Consider the following 23,105-nt stretch of genomic DNA (forward strand, 5'->3'; position numbering starts at 1 on the left):
AACGATCATCACAGGGGATCAGTGCCCGTATGATCGGCGCATGACCTGTAGGAGCGAGCGGTGCGGCGATCCGACTTGCCCGCGAAGGCGTCCTCAAACCATTTCCATTCCCTCAGGTTCAACCTCCGGCCCCCCTGCAAACCGATCCGCCAGAAACGGTGTGATGTCCAGCGGCAACGGCTCGTTGTTCACCAGTTTGTCCAGCAATACCCCGGTGATCGCCGACGTCAGAATGCCGGTGCGGAAATGTCCGCAGGCATTCAGGTAACCCTCTACCCCTTTCATCGGTCCGAGAATCGGCAGCTCATCCGGCGAGCCCGGACGCAACCCCGCCCAGCAGCGTTTCAGGTTGATGTCGGCCAGCGCCGGAATGCAACGCAGCGCGCCTTGCACCAGGCCGCTGATTTCCGGGTAGGTGGTGGTCACGTCGAAACCCTTGTCTTCGGTGGTGCTGCCGATCAGGATTTCGCCGTTGTCTTTCTGCGCCACATAGCAGTCGCTGGTGGTCAGGCACCCATGCAGGATCTTCGGCATGCGCTCGGTCAGCAGGATCTGGCCCTTCACCGGGTTCACCGGAATGCGAATGCCGGTGGCCTGCTCGCTGAGGTCGGCGGCCCAGGCACCGGCGGCGTTGATCAGCGTATCGCAACGGAACACGCCGGCCTCGGCGGTCTGCACGCCGCTGACCCGCGAGCCGTGGTGCAACACATCGGTGACGTTGGTGTTGAAATACAGATCCACACCGTTCTGCCGCGCGCCTTCGGTGTAGGCATCGGCCAGGCGGAACGGGCTGACCTGATGGTCGCAGAGAAACTCCAGCGCGCCCCTCGCCTCATGGCTGACACTCGGTTCGGCTTCGCGCAGTTCCGCTTGATCGAGCCAGCGCACCTGATCCGCCAGCTGTGGAATGCAAGCGACGATGTGTTCGGCGTAGAGCCGGTCTTCATCGTCATAGATCACGAATTTCAGTCCGGTCTTTTCGAACTTGAAATCCATCCCGTGATTCACCTGCAACTCCCGGTGCAGGTCCGGATACATCGCATTGGACTGCAAGGCAAAATCGAAGAACGACTGCGGCAGAATGTGCGGCGTGCTGGAATCCACCGCCACGGCCGCGCCATGGGCTTCGCGCTTGCGATTGGCCGACATCATGCGGAAGAAGATCACCCCGCAACCCAGGCCCACCGACTCGCCGATCGCCCACAGGCCACCGGCCGAAGCACGGGTCGCGTTGCCCGGACGCTTGGCGTCGATCAGCGCGATTTTCAGGTGTTTGCGCTTGGACAATTGATAGGCACAGGACGCCCCGATCACACCGCCGCCGGCGATGACCACGTCATAGCGCTTACTCATGGCTTGCGGCCTCCGTGCCGACAGACTGGAACGCTGAAAAAGGAATCGGATCGACAGGAAAACGTGGTCGCAACCAACCCACATCCTGCCGGCCGGTGGCTTCTCGCAAACGGTCGGTGCAATAGCCCACACACATGCGTCCCTGACAATCGCCCATGCTCACACGGGTGCGCATTTTCAGGCCGGCCAGGTCTTGCACACCCTGCTCCAGCGCCCGATCGATGTCGGCGCGAGTCGCGTGTTCACAGCGGCAAATCACCGTGTCGGCGGCCGGCAATGCAGTCTGCCCGGCGCCGCGTTCGGTGTAGCGGTCGACGGCGGCGCGAAAGCGCACGATGGACTTGAGTTTCGACAGGTAACGGTCGCGCCTGACAAGTGCCAGTTCCAAGTCCAGCACATTGCGTTGCAGCAGGATCGACACTGCCGCAATCCGTCCCGCGAGCATGGCCGCCTCGCCCCCGCGAATCCCGCCCATGTCACCGGCCAGGTGCACATGGGGCTCGCTGCTTTGCTGCCAGACATTGGCGCTGGCCCGCAGATAGCCGTCGTCGCTGAAACTGTGATTCAAGCCCATTTGCTGGCTGAGTTGGGTGCGTGGCATGAAGCCGTAGCCGACCGCCAGGGTCTGCGCGGCAAGTTGCTCGGCGCGACTCAGGTCCGGCTCCCAAGTGCTGGAGTACGGCGCGACGGTCACCGAACTCAAGTCACCCTCGCCCTGTGCCTCGACCACGCCCCAGCCATAGTGCATGGGGATGCCGTGCAGTTTCAGGTACGCGAGCATGCTCAAACCATCGAGAAACAGCTGCGGTTTGTTCAATAGCGCGAGGCTTTCCCGAGCGATCTTGCCGAACGCGCACGCCTCGTAAACCCCGGCGACGCTCACCCCGGACGTGTGCAGTTGGCAGGCCACCAGCGGCAACAACGGACCGGTGCCCGCGATCACCACCGGCCCCTGCGGTTTAACGACGCCGCTCTTGATTTGCAGTTGCAGACCACCCAACAGAATCACGCCAGGCAAGGTCCAGCCGGGAAATGGCACGCTGCGTTCATGGCAACCGGCAGCCAGCAGCAACTGCGAATACTCGATCTCCTGCAAGCGCTCATCGGCGTCCAGCGCCACCAGTGCGCGAGTGCCTTCGGCACCGACCACGCGATGGTTCAAGCGCACGTCGATCAAGCCCGACTGCTTCCAAAACGCTCCATGCAGTTTGGACAGCGCTTCCGAATAGCGTGGCCCCAGATAATCCAGCTGGACGCCATCGCGCAAGGGGCCGCGATAAACCACGCCGCCGAGCCGCGAGGCTTCTTCAAGCAAGGTGCAACGCACACCGTGCCGGGCCAGTTCAATGGCTGCTGCCATACCCGCCGGCCCACCGCCGACGATCACCGGGCGCAGGCTCATAACACCTCCTGCCCGGCGATTCGGTTGACTTGGGTTTCGACGCTCATGCCCTCACGCACGATCGTCTGGCACGCGCGTCGTTTGTGTCGGCCATTGATTTTCACCAGGCAGCATTGGCACACGCCCATGCCGCAATAGGCACCGCTGACTTGATCGTGATCGTTACGGGCCACTTGGCGAATGCCCAGTGATTGAATGACCGTCAGGACGGTTTCGCCGATGGCGGCGTTGACGGTTTGGCCATTGATGCGCACGGTCATGTCCGCCTGCATCAGCGGCTGAATATCGAAGGTTCTGTCTTGGCGTTGCATCGCGAAGTTCATCCTTGAAAAGTTCAGGTAAGGGTTGTTCAGCTCCATGCTGCACTTACACTTGCGGTGGCCCGATGAGATACAAAAACGAGGGGGCCTGCTCGAGCACTAGTCGATGTCGCAGCAAGGGCCTGGATTGTTCACGGTAAGGCATACCCCCGAACGAAATATTGATCCAGGCCAATAAAAACTGCCGCACTCTTCACAGATCGTCAGCTGGAAAAAACGTAGTGCCCTTTGACCTTCTTCGAGCCCAGGAAGCCCAGGTCCGGGAACAACAGCGTTTTGAGATAAGCGACAAAAAACACCATGCCCAGGGTGATCCCTGCACCGACGAGCGTCAGCAGCGGATCCTCCTCAAACCCCTGGAACATTCGCGGAAACTGGCTCAAGGACAGGATCACGTAAATGGTGTAGGCCTGGGCGACGTTTCTGTAAAAGCCCCAAGCGAACAGCAGCGGCACCCCTGCGGCAAACAGGGTGAAAAACACGGTGGCACCTGGCCCGATCATCGAGCCGAGGAAGAACCCGAAGACTGCACCGAGCAACGCCTGGACAATGATCAGAAAAAGTAAGGTCTTGATCTTGCCGGAGTGCCGCTGACACAGCGCAGGGTCCGCATAGGCACCGATCCAGTATGCCAGCACCCGATCCTTGACCTCGCCGCCGGACAGCGTCTTGAAAATTTCGGTCTTCGAGCGCCCGCTTTCGAGCATCGCCACCAGTTGCCGTTTGCTTTCCTTTTTGTCCAAGGTATTTCTCCTGTCAGGCAACACAACATTAAAAGTGGGAGCGGATGTGCTCCCGCTGGGGCGATTCTCGCTGCTTGGGCATCCGAAAAGCAAAACGCCGCTTCTACCTGAGATAGAAGCGGCGCAGGCAAGTGCCTCAAGGGGTCACGTCAGCAAGGCAATCAGAATGATGATCGGGATCGGTATGCCGAGAAAGAACAGCAATAAAGAGCGCATGATGGTTCTCCTGGGTTAGCGAACAGGTGGCAGCGTCGTGGTTGTGGTGGTGGTGACGTAGGCATCGGTTTCCAGGTACTCCACGGCATCCCGACGACGACCGCCGAAAATCGCGGCGAGGCTGGCAAAAAATGCACCGGCCAGCAGCGCGACGAACATCCACAACGCGGTCAAGGCAGCGGCTTTGGCCGCCTGTTCCGCAGCCATTTTGGCGTCTGCCACGGCTTTTTGGGTGCGGGCATAGACTTCATCGACACGACGCTCGGCGTCCGCTTGGGTGAGGTTGGTCCGCTGGGCGATCAGTTGCGCCAGATAGGCTCGATCCTCGACCGCCAGTTGGCCGTCATTGCTCAGGCTGCGTGCGAAGATGCGGGTGACGATGCCGTAGGCGGCGTCATCGCTGACAGCGACCGGGCGATCATCGCGGAACAGACTGTCGATAAAGTAGCCGTACGGATCACTGTCGGCATCGCTGACAGCCTGGGTCATGGCGCTGGCAGCACCGCCGGCGACCGTGGCCCCGGCCTGCACGCCGCCGCTGACGATGTTGCTGACCGAGCCGACCACCAGGGTCGCGGTCACCAGCGTCGCGATACACCAGGCCAGGAAACCATGGGCCGTGTCACGGAAGTAGACCTCATCGCCGTGCATGTAGGCCCACCTCACCCGCAGGCGACCGGCGATGTAGCCGCCAAGTCCGGACGCCACGAGCTGGGTAAAGGCCAGCCAGATAATCGTCGAGATACCCAGGCTCTTGGCGCTGATGCCTTCATGGGCCCAGGGCGAAACCACCGAAAAACCCAGGCCAAAACCAAGCAGTACGAGAATCAGCGACAACGCCGCAGCCGCTGCTGCCCCGGCGAAGATAGCGGCCCAGGACACGCCCGAGAGCGTGCTGAACTCATCTGCGACAGGATAAAAACCATCAGAGGATCTGTTCATTGTTGTAGTGCTCCAGGCAGGTGTTACAACTCGTCAAACGAGCAATTGCAGTCAACGTGCCAGTCGCGCCCCTTGGATAAATCGTTCTATTTCAATGCGTTGAAAACAATGAACTTCTCAGGATCATGCAGTTTGCAAGGATACGGCCTTGGCGGCGGGTTTTATGCATTGATCAAAACGATGCCTGCATGAAATTTTATTTAGAAAACCATCGATCATTTCTTGGCAAAATGCCGTGCAACGTCTTGAACACCTAACCAGGCAAGCCCTTATGACCCGCATCTTGACCATCGAAGACGACGCTGTGACCGCCCGGGAAATCGTCGCCGAACTGAGTAGCCACGGCCTCGACGTGGATTGGGTCGACAATGGCCGTGAAGGCCTGGAGCGTGCGGTCAGCGGCGACTACGACTTGATCACCCTCGACCGCATGCTGCCGGAGCTCGATGGTCTGGCGATTGTCACCACCCTGCGCACCATGGGCGTGGCCACGCCGATCCTGATGATCAGCGCCCTCTCCGATGTCGATGAACGGGTTCGCGGCTTGCGCGCCGGCGGCGACGATTACCTGACCAAACCTTTCGCCACCGATGAAATGGCCGCCCGGGTCGAAGTCTTGCTGCGCCGGCAAAACACCGTGACCGCCCAGGCCACCACATTGCGCGTGGCCGATCTGGAGCTGAACCTGATCAGCCACGAGGCCAGCCGCGACAGCCAGTTGCTGACGCTGTTGCCCACCGAGTACAAGTTGCTGGAATTTCTGATGCGCAACACCGGGCAGATTCTGTCGCGGATGATGATTTTCGAAGAGGTCTGGGGTTATCACTTCGACCCTGGCACCAACCTGATCGACGTGCACATCGGCCGTCTGCGCAAAAAGATCGACCCGCCAGGCAAAGTCCCACTGATTCGGACGGTGCGAGGCTCGGGTTATGTCATTGCTGAACCCCTCTAAAGGCTGGCGCTCCTCCAGCAGCCGCTTGCTGGCGCTCTACAGTTCGCTGTTCGTGGCCTGGAGCGGAATTCTCATGGGCGTCATGTACTACGAGGTGTCCAGCTACCTGGACACCCTGGCCAAGCATTCGTTGATGCAACGCCAGCATCTGTTTTCCCGCTTTCAGGGCGAGCAATTGGAGGACGCCCTCGCCGCCAGTGTGACCTTCGACATTCGCGGCATCGATGCCTATGGCCTGTTCGATGACCAGCAGCGCTACCTCAGCGGCCCCTTGCGCCAGATCCCTCAAGGCCTGCCGCTGGACGGCAAGATTCACATCCTCAGCGACTGCGTCGACGCCGACGACCCGACCCTGCCCACCGACAGCTGCGATGCCGTGGCGACATGGACCCTGGATGGGCGCTGGCTGGTGCTGGTGCGGGACAACGGTTCGTTGTTTGCCGTGACCCGGATCATCCTGCACGCGCTGCTGTGGGGCGTGTCGCTGACCATTCTGCCCGGCATCGCCGGCTGGCACTTATTGAGACGACGGCCGCTACGGCGGATCCGGGCGATCCAGGCCAGCGCCGAAGCCATCGTTGCCGGCGACTTGACCCGACGCCTGCCGCTGTCCAACCGCCGTGATGAGCTGGACATGCTCGCCGCCATCGTCAACGCCATGCTCGAACGCATCGAGCGCTTGATGAACGAGGTCAAGGGCGTGTGCGACAACATCGCCCATGACCTGCGTACACCGCTGACGCGCCTGCGGGCGCAGCTGTACCGGATTCAGCAGCAGGCCGATGACGGTTCGACGCTGGCTGTGCAACTGGATTCGGTGCTCGGCGAGGCCGACACCTTGATGGCGCGTTTTCGTGGCTTGCTACGGATTTCCGAGCTGGAGGATCGCCAGCGTCGTTCGGGTTTCGTGCAACTGGACCCGGTGCCGTTGCTGCAAGAGCTGCATGACTTTTATCTGCCGCTGGCCGAAGAAGGCGAACTGACCTTTGAACTGCAACTGCCCGAGTTCCTGCCCCGGCTCAACGGCGACCGGGCGCTGTTGTTCGAAGCCGTGGCGAATTTGCTGAGCAACTCGATCAAATTCACGCCGCCGGGTGGCAAGGTGATTTTGCGTGGGGTGAATGACGCTGGGCATACACGAATCGAAGTACTCGACTCAGGCCCCGGGATTGCGCTGGCCGAACGGGAGGCGGTGTTTCAGCGTTTCTATCGCGCCGAGGGCGGTAACCCGCAAAGCGGTTTCGGGCTGGGGTTGTCGATCGTCGCGGCGATTATCAGCCTGCATGGGTTTACGCTGGAAGTAGGCAGCAGCGAACTGGGTGGTGCGCTGTTGGTCCTCGATTGCCGGCAGAGCCTGATTCCCCAGGCCTGACCCAAATCATCTGAACTGACACATAACCTGTGGGAGCGGGCTTGCCCGCGATGGCGGCCTGACAGAGAAAAATATGTCGCCTGACACTCCGCTATCGCGGGCAAGCCCGCTCCCACAGGGGATTTGTATGGGGCGGGAATTGGTGGAGTTCGACTCAATACCCGGGAACCTCGCGCAGAAACACTGGCAGATCAGTGATCGGCGGCAAGGCCGGAATCTCGACGTACATCTGGACCACCCAGCCTCGGTGATAACTGGCGTGGTTGACCACGTGCAACAGCATCGCGCCGGCGCTCATGACCCCGCTTTCCTCCGAGACGGAGGTGAATTCGATGGGTTTATCCAGCGAATCGTCGGTCTGGGCCGAGGCCCATCCACAGAACCATTGATCGATCTCCTGTTGCGCCATTCGCAGCTCGGGGAGTTCGGTATGGAGCAGGTCATGGGAGGTTTTGAAGTCGTGCCCTCGGCCCTCCAGGTGGGCTTGCCAGATGCAGTCCACCACGTAGATGTGGTTCAAGGTGCCGATGATGTTGTTGAACACCGACACCCGTTTGCGGTTGAGCTCTTCCGGTGGCAGCGCCATGAGGCTGTCGAAGAGTCGCTGATCGGCCCAGCGCCTGTAATCGGCGAGCATGCGGGCAGTGCGTACGTTGATCATCTGAGGTCTCCCATGAAGATGGGCGCATTGCCAAGAATAGTCCTCGCGGCTGGCAGCATCGTAAACGCTGATCATCGGTCACACCGTACGCGACTTTGTAGCAGCTGGCGCAGCCGAACGCAGGCTGCGCCAGCTGCTACAAGGAATGCGGAGCGGCTAGTATTTGCACCACCCGGTCGGCCAGCGCCAGGCAACTGGTCAGCCCCGGCGATTCTATGCCGAACAGATTGACCAACCCCGGCACGCCATGCACATCCGGACCGCTGATGACGAAGTCGGCGGCCGGCTCGCTCGGTCCGCTGATCTTCGGGCGAATGCCGCTGTAGGCCGGTTGCAGGCTGTCATCGGGCAACGCCGGCCAGTAGCGCCGGATCGCCTGATAGAAACTGTCGCTACGGCGGGGATCGACACGGTAATCGACTTGCTCGACCCATTCGACATCCGGCCCGAAACGCGCCTGACCGCCCAGGTCCAGGGTCATGTGCACACCCAGCCCAGCGCTTTCCGGCGCCGGGTAAACCAGATGCCGAAACGGCGCCCGGCCGCTGAAACTGAAATAACTGCCCTTGCACAGCCAGGCCTTGGGCACGTGCTGCGCCGGCAAGCCTTCGATCCGGCTCGCCACTTCAGGCGCGGACAACCCCGCGCAGTTGATCAATTGACGACAGCTCAACGTCATCGGCTGAGCCCCACCCATGTGCAACTCAAAACCGTGCCCGGTGCAACGGGCTGATTCCAATGGCGTGTGAAAGGCTATCGAAGTACCGCACGCTTCGGTGTCTGCCTGAAGCGCCAGCATCAGGGCATGGGAATCGATAATACCGGTGGACGGCGACCAGAGCGCGGCAATACAGGACAGCGCCGGTTCAAGCGCCCGCGCCTGCCCGGCATCCAGCCATTGCAAGTCATCAACGCCGTTACGCCGGCCCTGCTCCAGCAATACCTGCAAGGCATGGCGCTGGTGGTCATCAGTGGCCACGATCAGCTTGCCGAGACGCTGGTAATCGACGCCGCGCTCATCGCAGAAGGCATACAGCCGTTGCCTGCCTTCCACGCACAATTGCGCCTTGAGACTGCCGTTCGGGTAATAGATGCCGGCGTGGATCACTTCCGAGTTGCGCGAGCTGATGCCCACGCCAATCCCCTCGCCCGCCTCGACCAGAATCACTTCTCGCCCGGTCCGCGCCAGGGCCCTGGCCACCGCCAGCCCGACCACACCGGCCCCGACCACCACGCATTCAATATCGACGCTCACCTGCCCTCCACGCATTCAAGCCAGCCCTGGCTGCCGATAATCGACCACGCTGGAGATTATCGCCAGCATGACCACCAAGATCCCATCACGGGTTACATAGGGTTCCATCCAACGGTCATCAAAACGATAACTAACTGTCAATTAGCTGAACCACTACATACTTTAATAACCGAACCCCGTTTAACCGGCCATTAAGTGCACTTTTACGATTGACTTCACCCGCCTCGCTCAGTAAATTGCCCGGGCCGATAACAACGGCCTTTTATCAACTCACAAAAGAATCCAATGGACACAGTATCTAGTCGCTGTCGGATTACTGCGAACAGGCAGGATCTGGCACATAACCCAGACAATGACGGGACTCGACTTTTCGGTCGGGTGAGCTGCGCTAGAGCCTGAGGCTCCACCGTAACTTGCCTCACCGGAATCAGTCCGGCCCAGAGGCATGTTATGAACTTCAAAACCACTGTTATGCCAGGCGTACGCGCCTTTGCATCGACCATGCGGGTCAAGCTTTGCCGTGAGCGTCTGTCGACGACTCGGCCCAGCGCCCCGTTTTGCGCCCCTTCTGCCCACGCCAAGGCACAGCCTCGTGCCAACTGGCGCGTCTGCCCGACGACGGGCCGGCTTCAGCAACGCTGGAGCTTCGACGAAAGCCAGTACCCACCGAGTCGGCGCATCGCGCGCCTCTTCCAGCAGGCGAGCCTGATGCTCAGCCTGTACGTCGGGGCACGCACTTTCAATTGATTTGAAGGCACTTTTTATTTTAAGGAGCTTTTGATTTTAAGAAGCTTCCAAAGTCCTTCCTGAACGGTTTTCTTAAAACGAAATCCGACAACTTACTGTTGCCTGTTAAAAACAAACTTTATTGGAGTTAGTTATGGACGACGCCAGTAGTCGGTTCGCTGCCTGTCACGTACTAGTTGATGGACAGCGAACGTTAAAACATCAAAACACAATCATCCGACTCGATCGCGTATTTGCGGCTCGACATACGTGCGCTCGTCTTTGATTAGCTGAGTACCTGTGTGTCGTGCCGCAAGCCTGCGGCAGGAGCACAGTAATGACCCTTGTAAAAACCGCAAAAAAAACCACCCGCGGCGCCTCCAGCGACAACGCCAAGCTGTCGATGCGTGCCGCCCGGGAAGCGCAAAACGGCCTGGCCGTAACCCTCTCCAACCTCAACGCCACCGCTGACGGTTTGACCGAACTCGAAGCTGAAGGCCGTCTGGCGCGTGGAGGCCACAACGAAGTCGCCCACGACAAGCCGCCTCACGCCATCGTCCAACTGCTCAAAGCCCTGAACAATCCCTTCATCTATGTGCTGCTGACCCTGGCCGGCATCAGTTTTTTCACCGACTACTGGCTGCCGATCAGCCAGGGTGAAGGCGACGACGCCGACCTGACCAAGGTCATTATCATCATGACCATGGTCAGCCTGAGCAGCCTGCTGCGGTTCTGGCAGGAATACCGCTCGGCCAAGTCCGCCGAAACCCTCAAGGCCATGGTGCGCACCACCGCCACCGTCCTGCGTCGCCAGCAAAAGGGCCGCCCACCGATGCTGCGCGAGGTGCCGATGCGCGAACTGGTGGCCGGCGACATCGTGCAGCTCAGCGCTGGCGACATGATCCCGGCGGACATCCGCCTGATCGAATCCCGCGACCTGTTCATCAGCCAGGCCGTACTCACCGGCGAAGCCTTGCCGGTGGAAAAATACGATACCCTCGGCCACGTGGCGCAGAAGTCAGCCACCAGCAGCGCAGCCGATCAATCCAGCCTGCTCGACCTGCAAAACATCTGCTTCATGGGCACCAACGTGGTCAGCGGCACCGCCAAGGCGGTGGTGGTCGCGACCGGTTCGCGCACCTACTTCGGCTCACTGGCCAAAGCCATTGTCGGCTCACGGGTGCAAACCGCGTTCGACCGCGGGGTGAACAGCGTCAGCTGGTTGCTGATCCGTTTCATGCTGGTCATGGTGCCGATCGTGTTCCTGCTCAACGGCTTCTCCAAAGGTGACTGGAGCGATGCGTTCCTGTTTGCACTGGCGGTGGCGGTCGGCCTGACTCCGGAAATGCTGCCGATGATCGTCAGCGCCAACCTGGCCAAAGGCGCCATGGCCATGGCCAAGCGCAAAGTGGTGGTCAAGCGCCTCAACGCGATTCAGAACTTCGGTTCGATGGACGTACTGTGCACCGACAAGACCGGCACCCTGACCCAGGACAAGATCATTCTTGAGCACCATGTCGACATCAATGGCCAGCGCGACGATTCGCTGCTGGAACTGGCCTGGCTCAACAGCCACCACCAGAGCGGTTTGAAAAACCTGATGGATCAGGCGGTGGTGCAGTTCGCCAATCGCAATCCAACATTCCGCGTGCCGTTCGCCTACAGCAAGGTCGATGAACTGCCGTTCGACTTCGTGCGTCGGCGCCTGTCGATCATCGTCAAGGACAGCCGCGACGATCACCTGATGGTGTGCAAAGGCGCGGTCGAGGAAATGCTGAGCATCGCCAGCCACGTCCATGAAAACGGCACTGTCGTGGCACTGGATGATCAGCGTCGCCAGGCGCTGCTGGCCCTGGCCAACGAGTACAACCGGGACGGCTTCCGGGTGCTGTTGGTCGCCACCCGCGAGATCCCGAAGGCACAGACGAAAAACCAGTACGCAACCAGTGACGAACGCGACCTGGTGATTCGCGGCCTCCTGACCTTCCTCGATCCACCGAAGGAAACCGCTGGCCCGGCGATTGCCGCGCTGCGCGACATGGGCGTGACCGTCAAGGTGCTGACCGGCGACAACGCCGTGGTGACCTGCAAGATCTGCCGCGAAGTCGGTCTGGAACCCGGCACGCCGCTGCTCGGCCAAGACATCGAGAAGATGGACGACGCCACCCTCAAGGCGCGGGTCGAGGAACGCACGGTGTTCGCCAAGCTCACCCCGCTGCAGAAATCCCGGGTGCTCAAGGCGTTGCAGGCCAACGGTCACACTGTGGGTTTCCTCGGTGACGGCATCAACGACGCCCCTGCCCTGCGCGATGCCGACGTAGGCATTTCGGTGGACAGCGCCACCGACATCGCCAAGGAATCGGCCGATATCATTCTCCTGGAAAAGAGCCTGATGGTGCTCGAAGAAGGTGTGCTCAAGGGCCGCGAAACCTTCGGCAATATCATGAAGTACCTGAACATGACCGCCAGCTCCAACTTCGGTAACGTGTTCTCGGTGCTGGTGGCCAGTGCGTTCATTCCGTTCCTGCCGATGCTATCGATCCACCTGCTGCTGCAAAACCTCATGTACGACCTCTCTCAGCTGGCGCTGCCGTGGGACAAGATGGACAAGGAATTCCTGCGCAAGCCCCGCAAATGGGACGCGAAGAACATCGGTCGTTTCATGCTGTGGATCGGGCCGACCTCGTCGGTCTTCGATATAACCACCTTCGCGGTGATGTGGTACGTGTTCGCCGCCAACAGCGTGGAAATGCAGGGCCTGTTCCAGTCTGGCTGGTTCATTGAAGGGCTGCTGTCCCAGACCCTCGTGGTGCACATGCTGCGCACCCAGAAAATCCCGTTTTTCCAGAGCACCGCGGCGTTGCCGGTGATCCTGATGACCGGGCTGGTGATGGTGCTGGGCATCTACATTCCGTTCTCGCCATTGGGCACGCTGGTCGGTCTGCAACCGCTGCCGTGGGCGTACTTCCCATGGCTGGTCGGCACCTTGCTCAGCTACTGCGTGTTCGCGCAAATCATGAAAACCCTCTACATCCGTCGCTTCAAGCAATGGTTCTGATGGCCTGAGCCCTCGAAGTGAGGGGGCAAAACCCAAATGACTTGAACGCCACAATCCCTGTGGGAGCGGGCTTGCCCGCGATAGCTGGCTGACATTCAAAAGAGATGTCGACTGATACACCGCCATCGCGGGCGAGCCCGCCCCCACAGTTTTTTGTGTTCGGGCCATAAATTAATGCAACACGCAAAAAGGGAGAGTCCTCATGTCAGGAACTACTCTACTGCTCAACCTCGCAGGCTCCATCGCCCTGTTGTTGTGGGGCTCTCACATGATTTCTTCGGCGTTGTTGCGCGGCTTCGGCACGCCACTGCGTCAGTGGCTGGGCCACAACCTGAATAACCGCTGGATGGCTTTGTTGTCCGGCATCGGTATCACCGGAGTCCTGCAAAGCAGCACCGCCGTCAGCCTGATGGCGACTTCATTTACCGCGGTCGGGACGTTGGGACTGGCGCCAGCACTGGCGGTGATGCTCGGCGCCAATATCGGTTCGACCCTGGTGGTGCAACTGCTCAGCGCCGATGTGTCGATGCTCACACCCATGGTTTTGCTGGCGGGCCTGATCGTCTTTCGGCTGCGTGATGACTCGCGCTACGAAAGTGTCGGTTGTGCGTTGATCGGCCTGGGGCTGATGCTGCTGGCCCTGCACATGCTCGGTTCGACACTCGCGGAAGTCGCAGGCACACCGGTCTTCCAGCTCATCATGCAGAGCCTCGATGGCGACCTGCTGATTGCGTTGCTGGTGGCACTGATCCTCACCTGGCTCTGCCACTCCAGCGTGGCCGTGGTGCTGCTGATCGTCTCGTTGGCCGCCACCGGCATGCTCTCGGCCTGCACGATTGTCGCGCTGGTACTGGGGGTGAACATCGGCGGTGCGCTGCCTTCGGTCATCAATGCCGGTTCGAGCGTCGGCCGACGCCTGCCGCTGGGCAATCTGCTGGTGCGCACGGTCGGTGCCCTGGTGGTCTTGCCGTGTGCCGGGCTGCTCGCTCAGGCGCCGCTCGCGCCCTCGACACTGGTGGTGTGCCTGCACACCGGTTTCAATCTGCTGCTGGGGTTGGGGTTCATCGGCCTGACCGACGTGCTCGCCAATGCCCTCACTCGACTGTTGCCGGCGCCTGAGCGGGATGTCGACCCTGGCATGCCGCACTACCTGGATGAGGCCGGTCTGGAAGTGGCCAACATCGGCTTATCGAATGCCGCCCGCGAAGCCCTGCGCATGGCCGACATGCTCTCGGCCATGCTCGGCCGGATGCTCCAGTTGTTCCATACCTCGGCATCGGCCTGCGCCGATGAAGTGCGGCGCATCGATCAATCCCTGGACCTGCTCAGCGCGGCGATTCGCGCTTATCTGGCCGACATCGGCAAGGAAGGCATCAGTGACAGCGATGCCGATCGCTCTCAGGAAATCCTCACGTTCGTGATCAACCTCGAACATGCCGCGGACATTCTTTCCAGCAGCCTCGCACAGTTGGCCCTGCGCCGCTTGCGCCGGGGTGAACAGTTCTCGACCTTCGAACTGGGCAACATCGCTCCGTTGCACGATGCAGTGCTGGAAAGTTTGAGCCTGGCGATTACCGTGTTCCTGCGCGAAAACATCGCCACCGCACACCAACTGATCCATCGCAAGGAGATCGTCAGGAGGCTCGAAGCGGACGCTAGCCGCGAGCATTTTCGCCAGTTACAGGAAGACAAAAGTACCTGGGCGGAATCCGGCGACATTTTCCAGCGAGTGCTGCGTGATTACCGGCGTATGCATCACCACATCGCCGCACTGGCGTATCCGCTGCTCGAACGTGTCGGTGAGCGCTCGATCGAAAACGTCGAACGCATTACAGCTTGATTGACACAGCCGCGATGATGGGGATTTGCAAACTCAACAGAGCCCGCAACGGGTCGCCTGTGCATATATCGAATCGGCAGGGAACTCCTGAGCACCGTTAGGCATCCTAAATTATGTGTTACTTCCTTTACGCTTTCGGAGGACGCCGTCATGCGCCGTCTGTTGCTCATATCTTCACTAGTGCTTTGTTTGCCCGCTGCTTCGGCCATGGCCGATGTAGATGCAAAAGATGTCGCCACCTCGGCCGGGGTCTCCGCATCGCTGTACTCAACCTTCAAAGATGACAAAATCGTAATTCCCGCACGGGATGACGCCTCTAGCTTCGTGGCAAGTGGCGGTACGATTCGCGGCGTTTACCTGGAGTCGATGTTGAAGGAAATTCGACAAAATCACCCCGACCTCAAGGCAAGCGATGAAGACCTGGCCAAAGCGATCCTCGCTCAATAAGCTCCCGTCGCTGAAACCTGTAAAAGTCAGCCGTGGGCCCGCAACACCGGATAGTGTTCGGGCCCTAGGTTGCTTGCGCCCCAGCAGACAGGCGTGCCCAGCCGGCGACCAACTGCGCGCTGATGCTGACGCCGCCGCACACCACAATCACCACGTCATGGGCCTCGGCAATCGCTGGATGGTCGAGGTATGCCACCGCCAACGAAACGCCGCACGCCGGTTCGACCAATTGGCGCAAGTCATTGGCGTAGCGAACCACGCCCATGATCGCTTCATCATCGCTGAGCACCACGCATTCGTGCGCAAAGTCGAGGATATGCTGCACCGGCCAGGCCGCCACTTGCGCAGCGCCAAGTGACGTGGCGACGGTATCGATGCGCGGCAACCTCACCGGGTGGCCGGCACTCACGGCGGCTGCGAAAGACGCCGCGCCCTGGGTTTCGCAAGCAATGATCCGACAATCCATGCGCTGATGACGGATCAGTCCGGTGAGCAGGCCCGCCAGCAAACCTCCGCCGCCCACCGACGTCACCAACACATCGACCTGAGGACAGTCCTCGAGGATTTCATCGACCATCGTGCTGTGCCCTTCCCACAACACCGGATGATCGAAGGCCGGCACGTATTCGGTGTCCGCGCCCTGCGCGAGTTCTTTGGCTCGTTGATTGGCTTCGTCCCAGACCTTGCCGTGGACGATCACCTCGGCCCCGGTTTTCCTGATCCTGGCGCGGGTGGTTTCCGGGGTGGTATTCGGCACCACGATGCAGGCTTTCAACCCAAGGGCGGCGGCAGCCACGGCGGTGGCCAACCCGGCGTTACCGCCGGAAGGACAGATGACTTTGCGCTTGCCCTGCTCCGCTGCCTGACTGCACAGCAGCCCCATGCCGCGCAGTTTGAACGAGCCGCTGGGTTGCAGGTTTTCCAGTTTGAGCCAGATTCGCCGGGCCGGGGTCGACAGGCCCGGGTGCAGAATCAGGGGCGTTCTGATGTGAAGCATCGTGTGCTCCTTGTGGCGCTCCCGGCTCGTCGAGATGTTCAGCGAGCCGGGAGTGAATAGATAGCATCATCCTTATCCAAGCTTAGTTCACCCAGCCCCGCGGCTATCGTCCTGGCGATAACACGGCCCCGCTTCGAATGATCGAACAACCGCGCAGGCTGCGATCTTTTGATTATTGAGCGATATTGGCAGGGTCAAAATCAAAAGTCGCAGCCTTCGGCAGCGCCTACATGTCCTTTGCGAAGTCAGTCATGAAAATCTCGGCCAAACTCGCTTTTTTCACCCTCGTTAGTACCCTTGCCTACCTCGCGCTCGCGGTGTTCGGGCTGGGCGGGTTGGCGGCTTTTTTCTCGCACCTGCCGCTGGTGGTCATTGCGCTGGCAACGCTGGTGATGGCGATCGTGTCTTTGTTCAGCGAGGGCAACCTGAGCTCCGGCGTACGTGAAGACCGGGCGAATCGCTGGGTGCTGCCGGTTTTCGGGGTGCTTGGGTTGTTGAGTGGGTATCTGCCAGCCTATACCGACCGGATTGACTTCTGGACCTTCGGTGGCGAGGGCGTGCGTTGGCTGGGCGCACTGTTGTTCATTGGCGGCGGCGCACTGCGGATGTGGCCGGTGTTTGTGCTGGGTAAACGCTTCAGCGGCCTGGTGGCGATTCAGCCGGGACACCGCTTGGTCACCGACGGGATTTATCGGACCTTGCGCAACCCCAGCTATCTGGGGCTGCTGATCAATGGCGTGGGCTGGGCGCTGGCCTTTCGTTCCGGGGTCGGGTTGCTGTTGGTGGCGCTGATGTTGATACCGTTGATCGCCCGCATTCGCTCCGAAGAAGCGCTGTTACATGCGCAATTCGGCAGTGAATATGAGGCTTACTGCGCCCATAGCTGGCGATTGATTCCGGGGATTTACTGAACCCGCTCCCACATTAAAGTGTGTACAGGCTGATTTGGCTGTGGAGACCCACTCGCGCCTCGACCGAGTCATAACTGGCCAAAGTGGCATGCGGGGTCTGGAGCGGATGAACATGGGTCGCAGTGATGACCATGACGTGACCACCCGCCGCTTCACCTGCGCGAATCCCCACGGCGGCGTCTTCGAAGATCAGGCAATCGGTGGGCTCGACCCCTAACCGACGAGCGGCCAGTCGATAGCCCGCAGGGTCGGGTTTGCCGGCACTGACGTCTTCGGCGGTGACCATTACGCCAGGTTCGGGAATGCCTGCCGCCGCCATTCGGCGCAGGGCCAGCGCCCGTGGTGCGGAGGTGACGATGGCCCATTGATTGGCGGGCAGCGACTTGAGGAAACTCACCGCGCCGGCCACCTCGACAATCCCTTCCACATCCTCGATTTCCGCCTCGGTGATCCACGCGGCTTCAGCTTCAGCGTCCACCCCCGGCAAGGCCAGACGGTTGATGGTGTCGATAGCGCGAACGCCGTGGATGGTCGGCAGGAAGGTCTCGACATCGACCCCGTGGCGCAGGGCCCAGATGGTCCAGATCCGCTCGGCGGCAGCGATGGAATTGAGGACAGTTCCGTCCATATCGAACAGGAAGGCGCGGTACGGCGTGTTGAACACGGATGCTTGAACGGACAAAGGGCGATTTCCAGAACCAGGCGAATGTTGTCAGGCAATGTACATCAGCCGCGGCAGTTCCTACACGGTACGGTTCGGCTTCAAGGCGCTTTGCACGCAATCGAGCAACTGTCCCACCGCCCAAGGCTTCTTGATGAACGCAACCCGATGCTTGACCCCGGAGCTTTTCGGGGTTTCGAAACCAGACATGATCATGATCGGTTTGTCCGGCCAACGGTCGCCGAACTGATTGGCCAGGTCCGCTCCATTAAGCTTGCCCGGCATGGTGATGTCCGTCAGCAACAGTCCGACCTCCGGCGCGTGCTGCTCCAGAAACTGCGACGCGGCGTCCGCGCTGATCTGGGGTTCAACCGTAAAGCCTTCCTCCTGAAGAATTTCGCACAGAAACTCCAGGATCAACGGGTCGTCCTCAACCACAAGAATCAAACCGTCAGACAAGTGCCCGTCCGCCGTCGATACTGGACCCATGACTGTGCCACTCCCTGATTACGTAAATGATTTGCGCGGGCTCAAATCCGCCACCTACAGGTATGAGCAGCGGACTTCGCGGAAATTCATTTTTGATACACCTGACGTGAACATTCTCCGTCCAGGCTGACAAATACGACCGTTTGTCAGCGCATAATTGTGGTTAAAATGCCGCCCCCTTATGCATGGCCGACCTTGCCCGATGAACCCAGATGCCCTCTCTGTCCTCCACGACCATTTGCTGACTGCGCTTGCGGCTGCGCCCGCAGAAACCCGTCGGCTGTTCCACGGCCGTGGCCGCTGCTGGCCGGGGCTGGAGCAATTGACTGTCGACTGGCTGCAGGGCGTGGTGCTGGTCTCGCTGTTCAAGGAGCCAGACCCTGCGCAACTGGAGGATTTGAAGCGGTTGCTGATGGAGATCACGCAGTCGCCGGAGTGGAAACAATCCGGCGCGCACACCTTGCTGCTGCAACATCGCTATCTGCTGCAAAGCACCACCGAATGGCTGCTCGGGGAGCCGATCGACGAGATGACGATCACCGAGGGCGGCCTGCATTATCGCGTGGACCTGGGCCGTAAACAGAACACCGGCCTGTTCCTCGACATGCGCTACGGCCGCGATTGGGTGCGGGCCAATGCTCAGGGCAAACGCGTGTTGAATCTGTTCGCCTACACCTGCGGCTTCTCGGTAGCTGCCATTGAGGGGGGCGCTGCGCATGTGGTCAATCTGGACATGGCTCGCTCGGCCCTGAGCCGTGGCCGCGACAATCATCGGCTCAATGGGCATGATCTGAGCAAGGTGAGTTTTCTCGGCCATGACCTGTTCAAGTCATGGGGCAAGGTCATCAACAATGGTCCTTACGATCTGGTGATCATCGACCCGCCGTCCTTTCAGAAAGGCAGTTTTCTGCTGACCAAGGATTATCAGCGCGTGCTGCGCCGCCTGCCCGAATTACTCAGCCCTCAGGGCACGGTACTGGCCTGCATGAACGATCCGGCCTTCGGTGCGGACTTCCTCATCGATGGCGTCACCCGCGAAGCGCCGAGCCTGCGGTTTGAGCAACGGTTGGAAAATCCGCCGGAGTTTCCGGATGCCGATGTTGAATGTGGGTTGAAGGCGTTGGTGTTCAGACAGGATCAAGATCAGGCAGGTAGGCCGGGGGGATTAGACTAATGGTACTTGAGTGCCAGTCCCCGGCTTCTTAGGATGGTGATACGTAGCGGTTGGAGGTTTAAAGCCGCTGCGTAGGTGGTGAGTGAACTGAACCCCAATAAGCTCACCACTTGTTTCATGCGCATCTTGAGCCTCTGGCTCTACTTCCTCCCCATCAAAGAGCTTCGAGGCTCTTTTTTTGTCTTTCAAAAAGCATCGGCGCTGACCGGTCGGCAATGGTGAATATCCTGGGCCGCGGCACTGCGCCTGGATGCACCGAAAAGATCACGACCAATCACCCGCGCAGCCTCCAGATGAACCGTCGGCGCCTGGATTTCCGAGTCGAGCAGCAGCTCGGACGTCACAACGCAGGCACCGCAATAATCGAAGATCCCATGGTCGATCTGCGTCTTCATGGCGTCGGCATAACCATGGCGTGCATAGGTTCCCGCGTCGGCGCCGCCGACACCCACAAGGTGAACCCGCAGGTGGCGAAGCTTCTTCTCCAACTTGGCATCCGCGCTGAAATCGAACGCCCATCCATTGGCGAACACACGATCGATCCAGCCTTTGAGCAGCGCCGGCATCGACCACCAATAAACCGGATAAACCAGCACCAGCGCATCGGCGCGATCGATCCTCGCCTGCTCGGCGGCAACATCGGCGGGGGGTGGGGCTTCCCGGTGATGGACGGCGAGATCGGCCGCGCCGAACCTCGGATCGAACCCTTGCGCCCAGAGGTCCGCGATTTCGAAAGAGTTGTCGGAATCAGCCGCGGATACACCTTCGGCGATCTGCCTCGCGAGGCTATGGGTGAGCGACCGGGGGTCATGGTGAGCCACAACGATGAGTGCGTGCATGGCGAAAACTCCTGCTACGGAATGAGTGATTGAGGGCTAGAAGCGAGCCTTATATACTCTTGGTAAGTTACGACCAGTAAGCTACTTTTGGTACATAAGCATGTCAAGCACCGAAATAACTGAGCAGGATTCCAGCCCGCTACCGCGTCGCCGGATGTCACGGGAAGAGCGCCAGCGCCAGTTGCTGGATGTCGCCTGGCAGCTGGTTCGAGAGGAAGGCACGGAAGCCTTGACCCTGGGCCGGCTCGCCGAACAGGCGGGGGTTACCAAACCGGTGGTTTACGACCATTTCACCACCCGCCCCGGGTTGCTGGCGGCGCTTTATCAGGAGTTCGACGCGCGTCAGACCGCACTCATGGACGCCGCGCTTCGAACCAGTGAACCGACGCTGGACAGCAAGGCAATGGTCATCGCCTCATCTTATGTTGATTGCGTCCTTCTTCAGGGCCGCGAGATACCCGGCGTGATCGCCGCATTGACCACCTCGCCCGAGCTGGAAAAGATCAAGCGCGAGTACGAAGCGATCTTCATGGACAAGTGCCGCAACGCCCTGCTCCCGTTCGCCGGAACGGGCGAAATCGCACAGGCGAGTCTTCGGGCGATGCTCGGTGCAGCCGAGGCGCTGTCCCATGCCGCCGCGACCGGAGAGATCACGCCAGTGCAGGCACAGGACGAACTTTTCGCAACGATCGTGGCGATGGTCCAAAGGAGCGCACGCACTGGCGGCAGCCTCGAAACCTGAACGGCTGGCCCCGCCAGGACAGCAGCGTAATGCCACCTATACTACAAGCCACCTTCCCCCATGGGGGCCTGCGCTACAACAATAAAAAGCAGAGGTGGAACATGGTCTGGCAGCAAATCTACGACCCTTTCGATAACCCGATGCTATCAACCATCATGGCGGCGGTGCCGGTGGTGGTGATGCTGGTCTCCCTGGCGTTTTTCCACATCAAGGCGCATTTGGCGGCGTTGTTGGCCTTGGGCTCGGCCTTGCTGATTTCGATCTTCGCCTTCGGCATGCCGGCGAACATGGCGGGCTCGGCCGCGCTTTACGGTGCCGCCAACGGTCTGTTGCCGATCGGCTGGATCGTGCTCAACATCATTTTCCTGCACCGGCTGACGACCGAGAACGGTTCGTTCAAAGTGCTGCAGGATTCCCTGGCGCGCATCACCGACGATCGACGCCTGCAACTGCTGCTGATTGCCTTCTGCTTCGGTGCCTTCTTCGAAGGGGCCGCGGGTTTCGGCACCCCCGTGGCGGTGACCGGGGCCATTCTGATCGGGCTGGGCTTTTCGCCCCTGGCCGCGTCTGGCCTGGCGTTGATCGCCAATACCGCGCCCGTGGCGTTCGGCGCCCTGGGCACGCCCATCATCACCCTGGCCAAAGTGACCGGGCTGGATGAAATGGAGCTGTCGATGATGGTCGGCCGGCAGCTACCGTTTTTCTCGGTGATCGTGCCCTTCTGGCTGATCTGGGCCTTCGCCGGCTGGCGCAAGATGCTGGAAATCTGGCCGGCGATTCTGATCGCCGGGGTCAGCTTCGCCATACCGCAATTCCTCGTGTCCAACTACCACGGGCCGATGCTGGTCGACGTGATCGCGGCGCTGATTTCCATGGCCTGCCTGACCGGTTTCCTCAAGGTCTGGAAGCCGGCCACTGTGCATACCTCCGCCGCGTTGTCAGGCCGGGCCGACAACTCCAGGGTGGATGTTGACCCGGACGAGAAACCCAGCGCGACCTTTGCCAGCGATGCCAAACCCGCCGTGATGCGCGCGTGGATGCCGTGGATCATCCTCACAGTCTTCGTCTTCGCCTGGGGCACCCAGAGCTTCAAGAACCTGTTCGATACCCGCCCGGCGATAGATCCGCAAACCAGCTCGGCCAAGCTCGATCCTCAGGGCAAGCCGATGCGCGAGGCGAACCCGATCTTTGCCCCGACCGTGACCTTCACCACCATTCACCAACAGATCGAAAAGGTCCCGCCCGTCGTACCCGTGGCTAAAACCGAGGACGCGGTCTACAAGTTCAACTGGTTCACCAGCACCGGCAGCGGCATCTTGCTGGCGGCGATCCTCGGCGGGCTGCTGATGGGTTATTCCATCCCGCAGCTGCTGCACCATTACTTGCGAACACTGTGGGTGGTGCGTTATTCGCTGATCACCATTGTGGCCATGCTTGCCCTGGGCTTCCTGACCCGCTACTCGGGCCTCGACGCCACGATGGGTCTGGCCTTCGCCGCAACGGGCATTTTCTACCCCATGTTCGGCACGCTGCTCGGCTGGCTCGGCGTTGCCCTGACCGGCTCAGACACAGCCTCCAACGTGCTGTTCGGCGGCTTGCAACGGGTAACGGCCGAGCAATTGGGCCTGAGCCCGGTGTTGATGGCCGCGGCCAACAGTTCCGGTGGGGTCATGGGCAAGATGGTCGATGCCCAGTCGATCGTGGTCGCGTCCACCGCCACCCGCTGGTACGGCCATGAAGGTGAAATCCTGCGCTACGTGTTTTTCCACTCCGTGGTGCTGGCGATTCTGGTCGGTGGGCTGGTGACGTTGCAGGCGTATGTAGCGCCGTTCAGCCATATGGTGGTGGGCGGGAATTAACCCAGGCGACTGCTGTTGACCATGGCCCGGGTTCGTAACCGGGCCATGGTTCAAGCCAGATAATCGCCGTTCACATCAGGCCGAAACTTGCGCATAGCAACAGTAGGCTAAGCTTTCAGCAGCTCATTGCTCACGATGCTCGA

21 protein-coding genes are annotated in these 23,105 nt (G+C 60.4%); 10 read left to right on the forward strand and 11 right to left on the reverse strand.

All coding sequences use genetic code 11. The features are described from left to right. Nucleotides 1–93: 93 nt before the first annotated feature. The 5 genes from hcnC to PSH97_RS17355 form a co-directional block, all read right to left on the reverse strand. Nucleotides 94–1,353 (reverse strand): cyanide-forming glycine dehydrogenase subunit HcnC, encoded by a 1,260-nt coding sequence (hcnC, locus tag PSH97_RS17335; protein WP_305445974.1) that lies wholly within the window; start codon nucleotides 1,351–1,353, stop codon nucleotides 94–96. Continuing rightward, nucleotides 1,346–2,755 carry a cyanide-forming glycine dehydrogenase subunit HcnB gene (gene hcnB / locus PSH97_RS17340; protein ID WP_305445975.1) on the reverse strand — a complete coding sequence of 470 codons (1,410 nt, stop codon included), beginning with the start codon at nucleotides 2,753–2,755 and terminating at the stop codon, nucleotides 1,346–1,348. Before hcnB ends, hcnC begins: the two co-directional genes overlap by 8 nt. Next, entirely contained in the window at nucleotides 2,752–3,066 is a 315-nt protein-coding gene (locus tag PSH97_RS17345) for a (2Fe-2S)-binding protein (RefSeq protein ID WP_305445976.1), read from the reverse strand. Before PSH97_RS17345 ends, hcnB begins: the two co-directional genes overlap by 4 nt. A gap of 212 nt (nucleotides 3,067–3,278) precedes the next feature. Further along, entirely contained in the window at nucleotides 3,279–3,818 is a 540-nt protein-coding gene (locus tag PSH97_RS17350; RefSeq protein WP_305445977.1) for a hypothetical protein, read from the reverse strand. Between the two features lie 231 nt (nucleotides 3,819–4,049). After that, entirely contained in the window at nucleotides 4,050–4,976 is a 927-nt protein-coding gene (locus PSH97_RS17355) for a hypothetical protein (protein ID WP_305445978.1), read from the reverse strand. A gap of 271 nt (nucleotides 4,977–5,247) precedes the next feature. On the opposite strand from PSH97_RS17355, the gene PSH97_RS17360 reads away from it, so the two are divergent. Together PSH97_RS17360 and PSH97_RS17365 are read left to right on the forward strand one after the other, a co-directional pair. Then, a complete protein-coding gene (locus PSH97_RS17360) occupies nucleotides 5,248–5,931 on the forward strand; it encodes a response regulator transcription factor (RefSeq protein WP_052966859.1) in 684 nt (227 codons plus the stop codon). After that, a complete protein-coding gene (locus tag PSH97_RS17365) occupies nucleotides 5,909–7,303 on the forward strand; it encodes a sensor histidine kinase (RefSeq protein ID WP_305445979.1) in 1,395 nt (464 codons plus the stop codon). The genes PSH97_RS17360 and PSH97_RS17365 overlap by 23 nt, the downstream gene beginning before the upstream one ends. A 154-nt stretch (nucleotides 7,304–7,457) precedes the next feature. Here PSH97_RS17365 and PSH97_RS17370 read toward each other — a convergent pair whose 3' ends face one another. Beyond that, a complete protein-coding gene (locus tag PSH97_RS17370; protein WP_305445980.1) occupies nucleotides 7,458–7,964 on the reverse strand; it encodes a DinB family protein in 507 nt (168 codons plus the stop codon). 136 nt (nucleotides 7,965–8,100) lie between these two features. After that, complete coding sequence (locus tag PSH97_RS17375) at nucleotides 8,101–9,219, reverse strand: NAD(P)/FAD-dependent oxidoreductase (protein ID WP_305445981.1); 1,119 nt, start codon at nucleotides 9,217–9,219, stop codon at nucleotides 8,101–8,103. A gap of 450 nt (nucleotides 9,220–9,669) precedes the next feature. Here PSH97_RS17375 and PSH97_RS17380 point away from each other — a divergent pair, with 450 nt between their 5' ends. The 4 genes from PSH97_RS17380 to PSH97_RS17395 all read left to right on the forward strand — a co-directional run bounded on the left by PSH97_RS17380 (nucleotide 9,670) and on the right by PSH97_RS17395 (nucleotide 15,290). Next, nucleotides 9,670–9,966 carry a hypothetical protein gene (locus PSH97_RS17380; protein ID WP_305445982.1) on the forward strand — a complete coding sequence of 99 codons (297 nt, stop codon included), beginning with the start codon at nucleotides 9,670–9,672 and terminating at the stop codon, nucleotides 9,964–9,966. A 316-nt stretch (nucleotides 9,967–10,282) separates the two neighbouring features. Next, nucleotides 10,283–13,003, forward strand: a complete 2,721-nt coding sequence (mgtA, locus tag PSH97_RS17385; RefSeq protein WP_305445983.1) for a magnesium-translocating P-type ATPase — start codon at nucleotides 10,283–10,285, stop codon at nucleotides 13,001–13,003. A gap of 202 nt (nucleotides 13,004–13,205) precedes the next feature. After that, complete coding sequence (locus PSH97_RS17390; protein WP_305445984.1) at nucleotides 13,206–14,843, forward strand: Na/Pi cotransporter family protein; 1,638 nt, start codon at nucleotides 13,206–13,208, stop codon at nucleotides 14,841–14,843. A gap of 150 nt (nucleotides 14,844–14,993) precedes the next feature. Further along, nucleotides 14,994–15,290, forward strand: a complete 297-nt coding sequence (locus PSH97_RS17395; RefSeq protein ID WP_305445985.1) for a DUF2388 domain-containing protein — start codon at nucleotides 14,994–14,996, stop codon at nucleotides 15,288–15,290. A gap of 64 nt (nucleotides 15,291–15,354) precedes the next feature. On the opposite strand, the gene PSH97_RS17400 is transcribed toward PSH97_RS17395, so the two are convergent. Further along, on the reverse strand, nucleotides 15,355–16,287 hold the full coding sequence (locus tag PSH97_RS17400; protein WP_305445986.1) for a pyridoxal-phosphate dependent enzyme: 933 nt from the start codon (nucleotides 16,285–16,287) through the stop codon (nucleotides 15,355–15,357). Between the two features lie 251 nt (nucleotides 16,288–16,538). On the opposite strand from PSH97_RS17400, the gene PSH97_RS17405 reads away from it, so the two are divergent. Next, nucleotides 16,539–17,198 carry a methyltransferase family protein gene (locus tag PSH97_RS17405; RefSeq protein ID WP_305445987.1) on the forward strand — a complete coding sequence of 220 codons (660 nt, stop codon included), beginning with the start codon at nucleotides 16,539–16,541 and terminating at the stop codon, nucleotides 17,196–17,198. A gap of 13 nt (nucleotides 17,199–17,211) precedes the next feature. Here the strand turns inward: PSH97_RS17405 and PSH97_RS17410 are convergent, their stop codons facing one another. Both PSH97_RS17410 and PSH97_RS17415 read right to left on the reverse strand, forming a co-directional pair. Next, on the reverse strand, nucleotides 17,212–17,880 hold the full coding sequence (locus tag PSH97_RS17410) for an HAD-IA family hydrolase (protein WP_305445988.1): 669 nt from the start codon (nucleotides 17,878–17,880) through the stop codon (nucleotides 17,212–17,214). A 60-nt stretch (nucleotides 17,881–17,940) separates the two neighbouring features. Continuing rightward, nucleotides 17,941–18,348, reverse strand: coding sequence for a response regulator (locus PSH97_RS17415; RefSeq protein WP_305445989.1), 408 nt, complete (start codon nucleotides 18,346–18,348; stop codon nucleotides 17,941–17,943). A 202-nt stretch (nucleotides 18,349–18,550) separates the two neighbouring features. On the opposite strand from PSH97_RS17415, the gene PSH97_RS17420 reads away from it, so the two are divergent. After that, nucleotides 18,551–19,522 (forward strand): class I SAM-dependent methyltransferase, encoded by a 972-nt coding sequence (locus tag PSH97_RS17420; protein ID WP_305445990.1) that lies wholly within the window; start codon nucleotides 18,551–18,553, stop codon nucleotides 19,520–19,522. Nucleotides 19,523–19,707: 185 nt separating this feature from the next. Here the strand turns inward: PSH97_RS17420 and PSH97_RS17425 are convergent, their stop codons facing one another. After that, nucleotides 19,708–20,361: an NAD(P)H-dependent oxidoreductase gene (locus tag PSH97_RS17425; RefSeq protein WP_305445991.1), complete on the reverse strand. Its 654-nt coding sequence runs from the start codon at nucleotides 20,359–20,361 to the stop codon at nucleotides 19,708–19,710. 100 nt (nucleotides 20,362–20,461) lie between these two features. On the opposite strand from PSH97_RS17425, the gene PSH97_RS17430 reads away from it, so the two are divergent. After that, nucleotides 20,462–21,103 (forward strand): TetR/AcrR family transcriptional regulator, encoded by a 642-nt coding sequence (locus PSH97_RS17430; RefSeq protein ID WP_305445992.1) that lies wholly within the window; start codon nucleotides 20,462–20,464, stop codon nucleotides 21,101–21,103. A 101-nt stretch (nucleotides 21,104–21,204) separates the two neighbouring features. Continuing rightward, nucleotides 21,205–22,962: an L-lactate permease gene (locus PSH97_RS17435; protein WP_305449823.1), complete on the forward strand. Its 1,758-nt coding sequence runs from the start codon at nucleotides 21,205–21,207 to the stop codon at nucleotides 22,960–22,962. The last annotated feature ends 143 nt before the right edge of the window (nucleotides 22,963–23,105 follow it).

The sequence above is a fragment of the Pseudomonas cucumis genome, from assembly GCF_030687935.1.
GTDB lineage: Bacteria > Pseudomonadota > Gammaproteobacteria > Pseudomonadales > Pseudomonadaceae > Aquipseudomonas > Aquipseudomonas cucumis.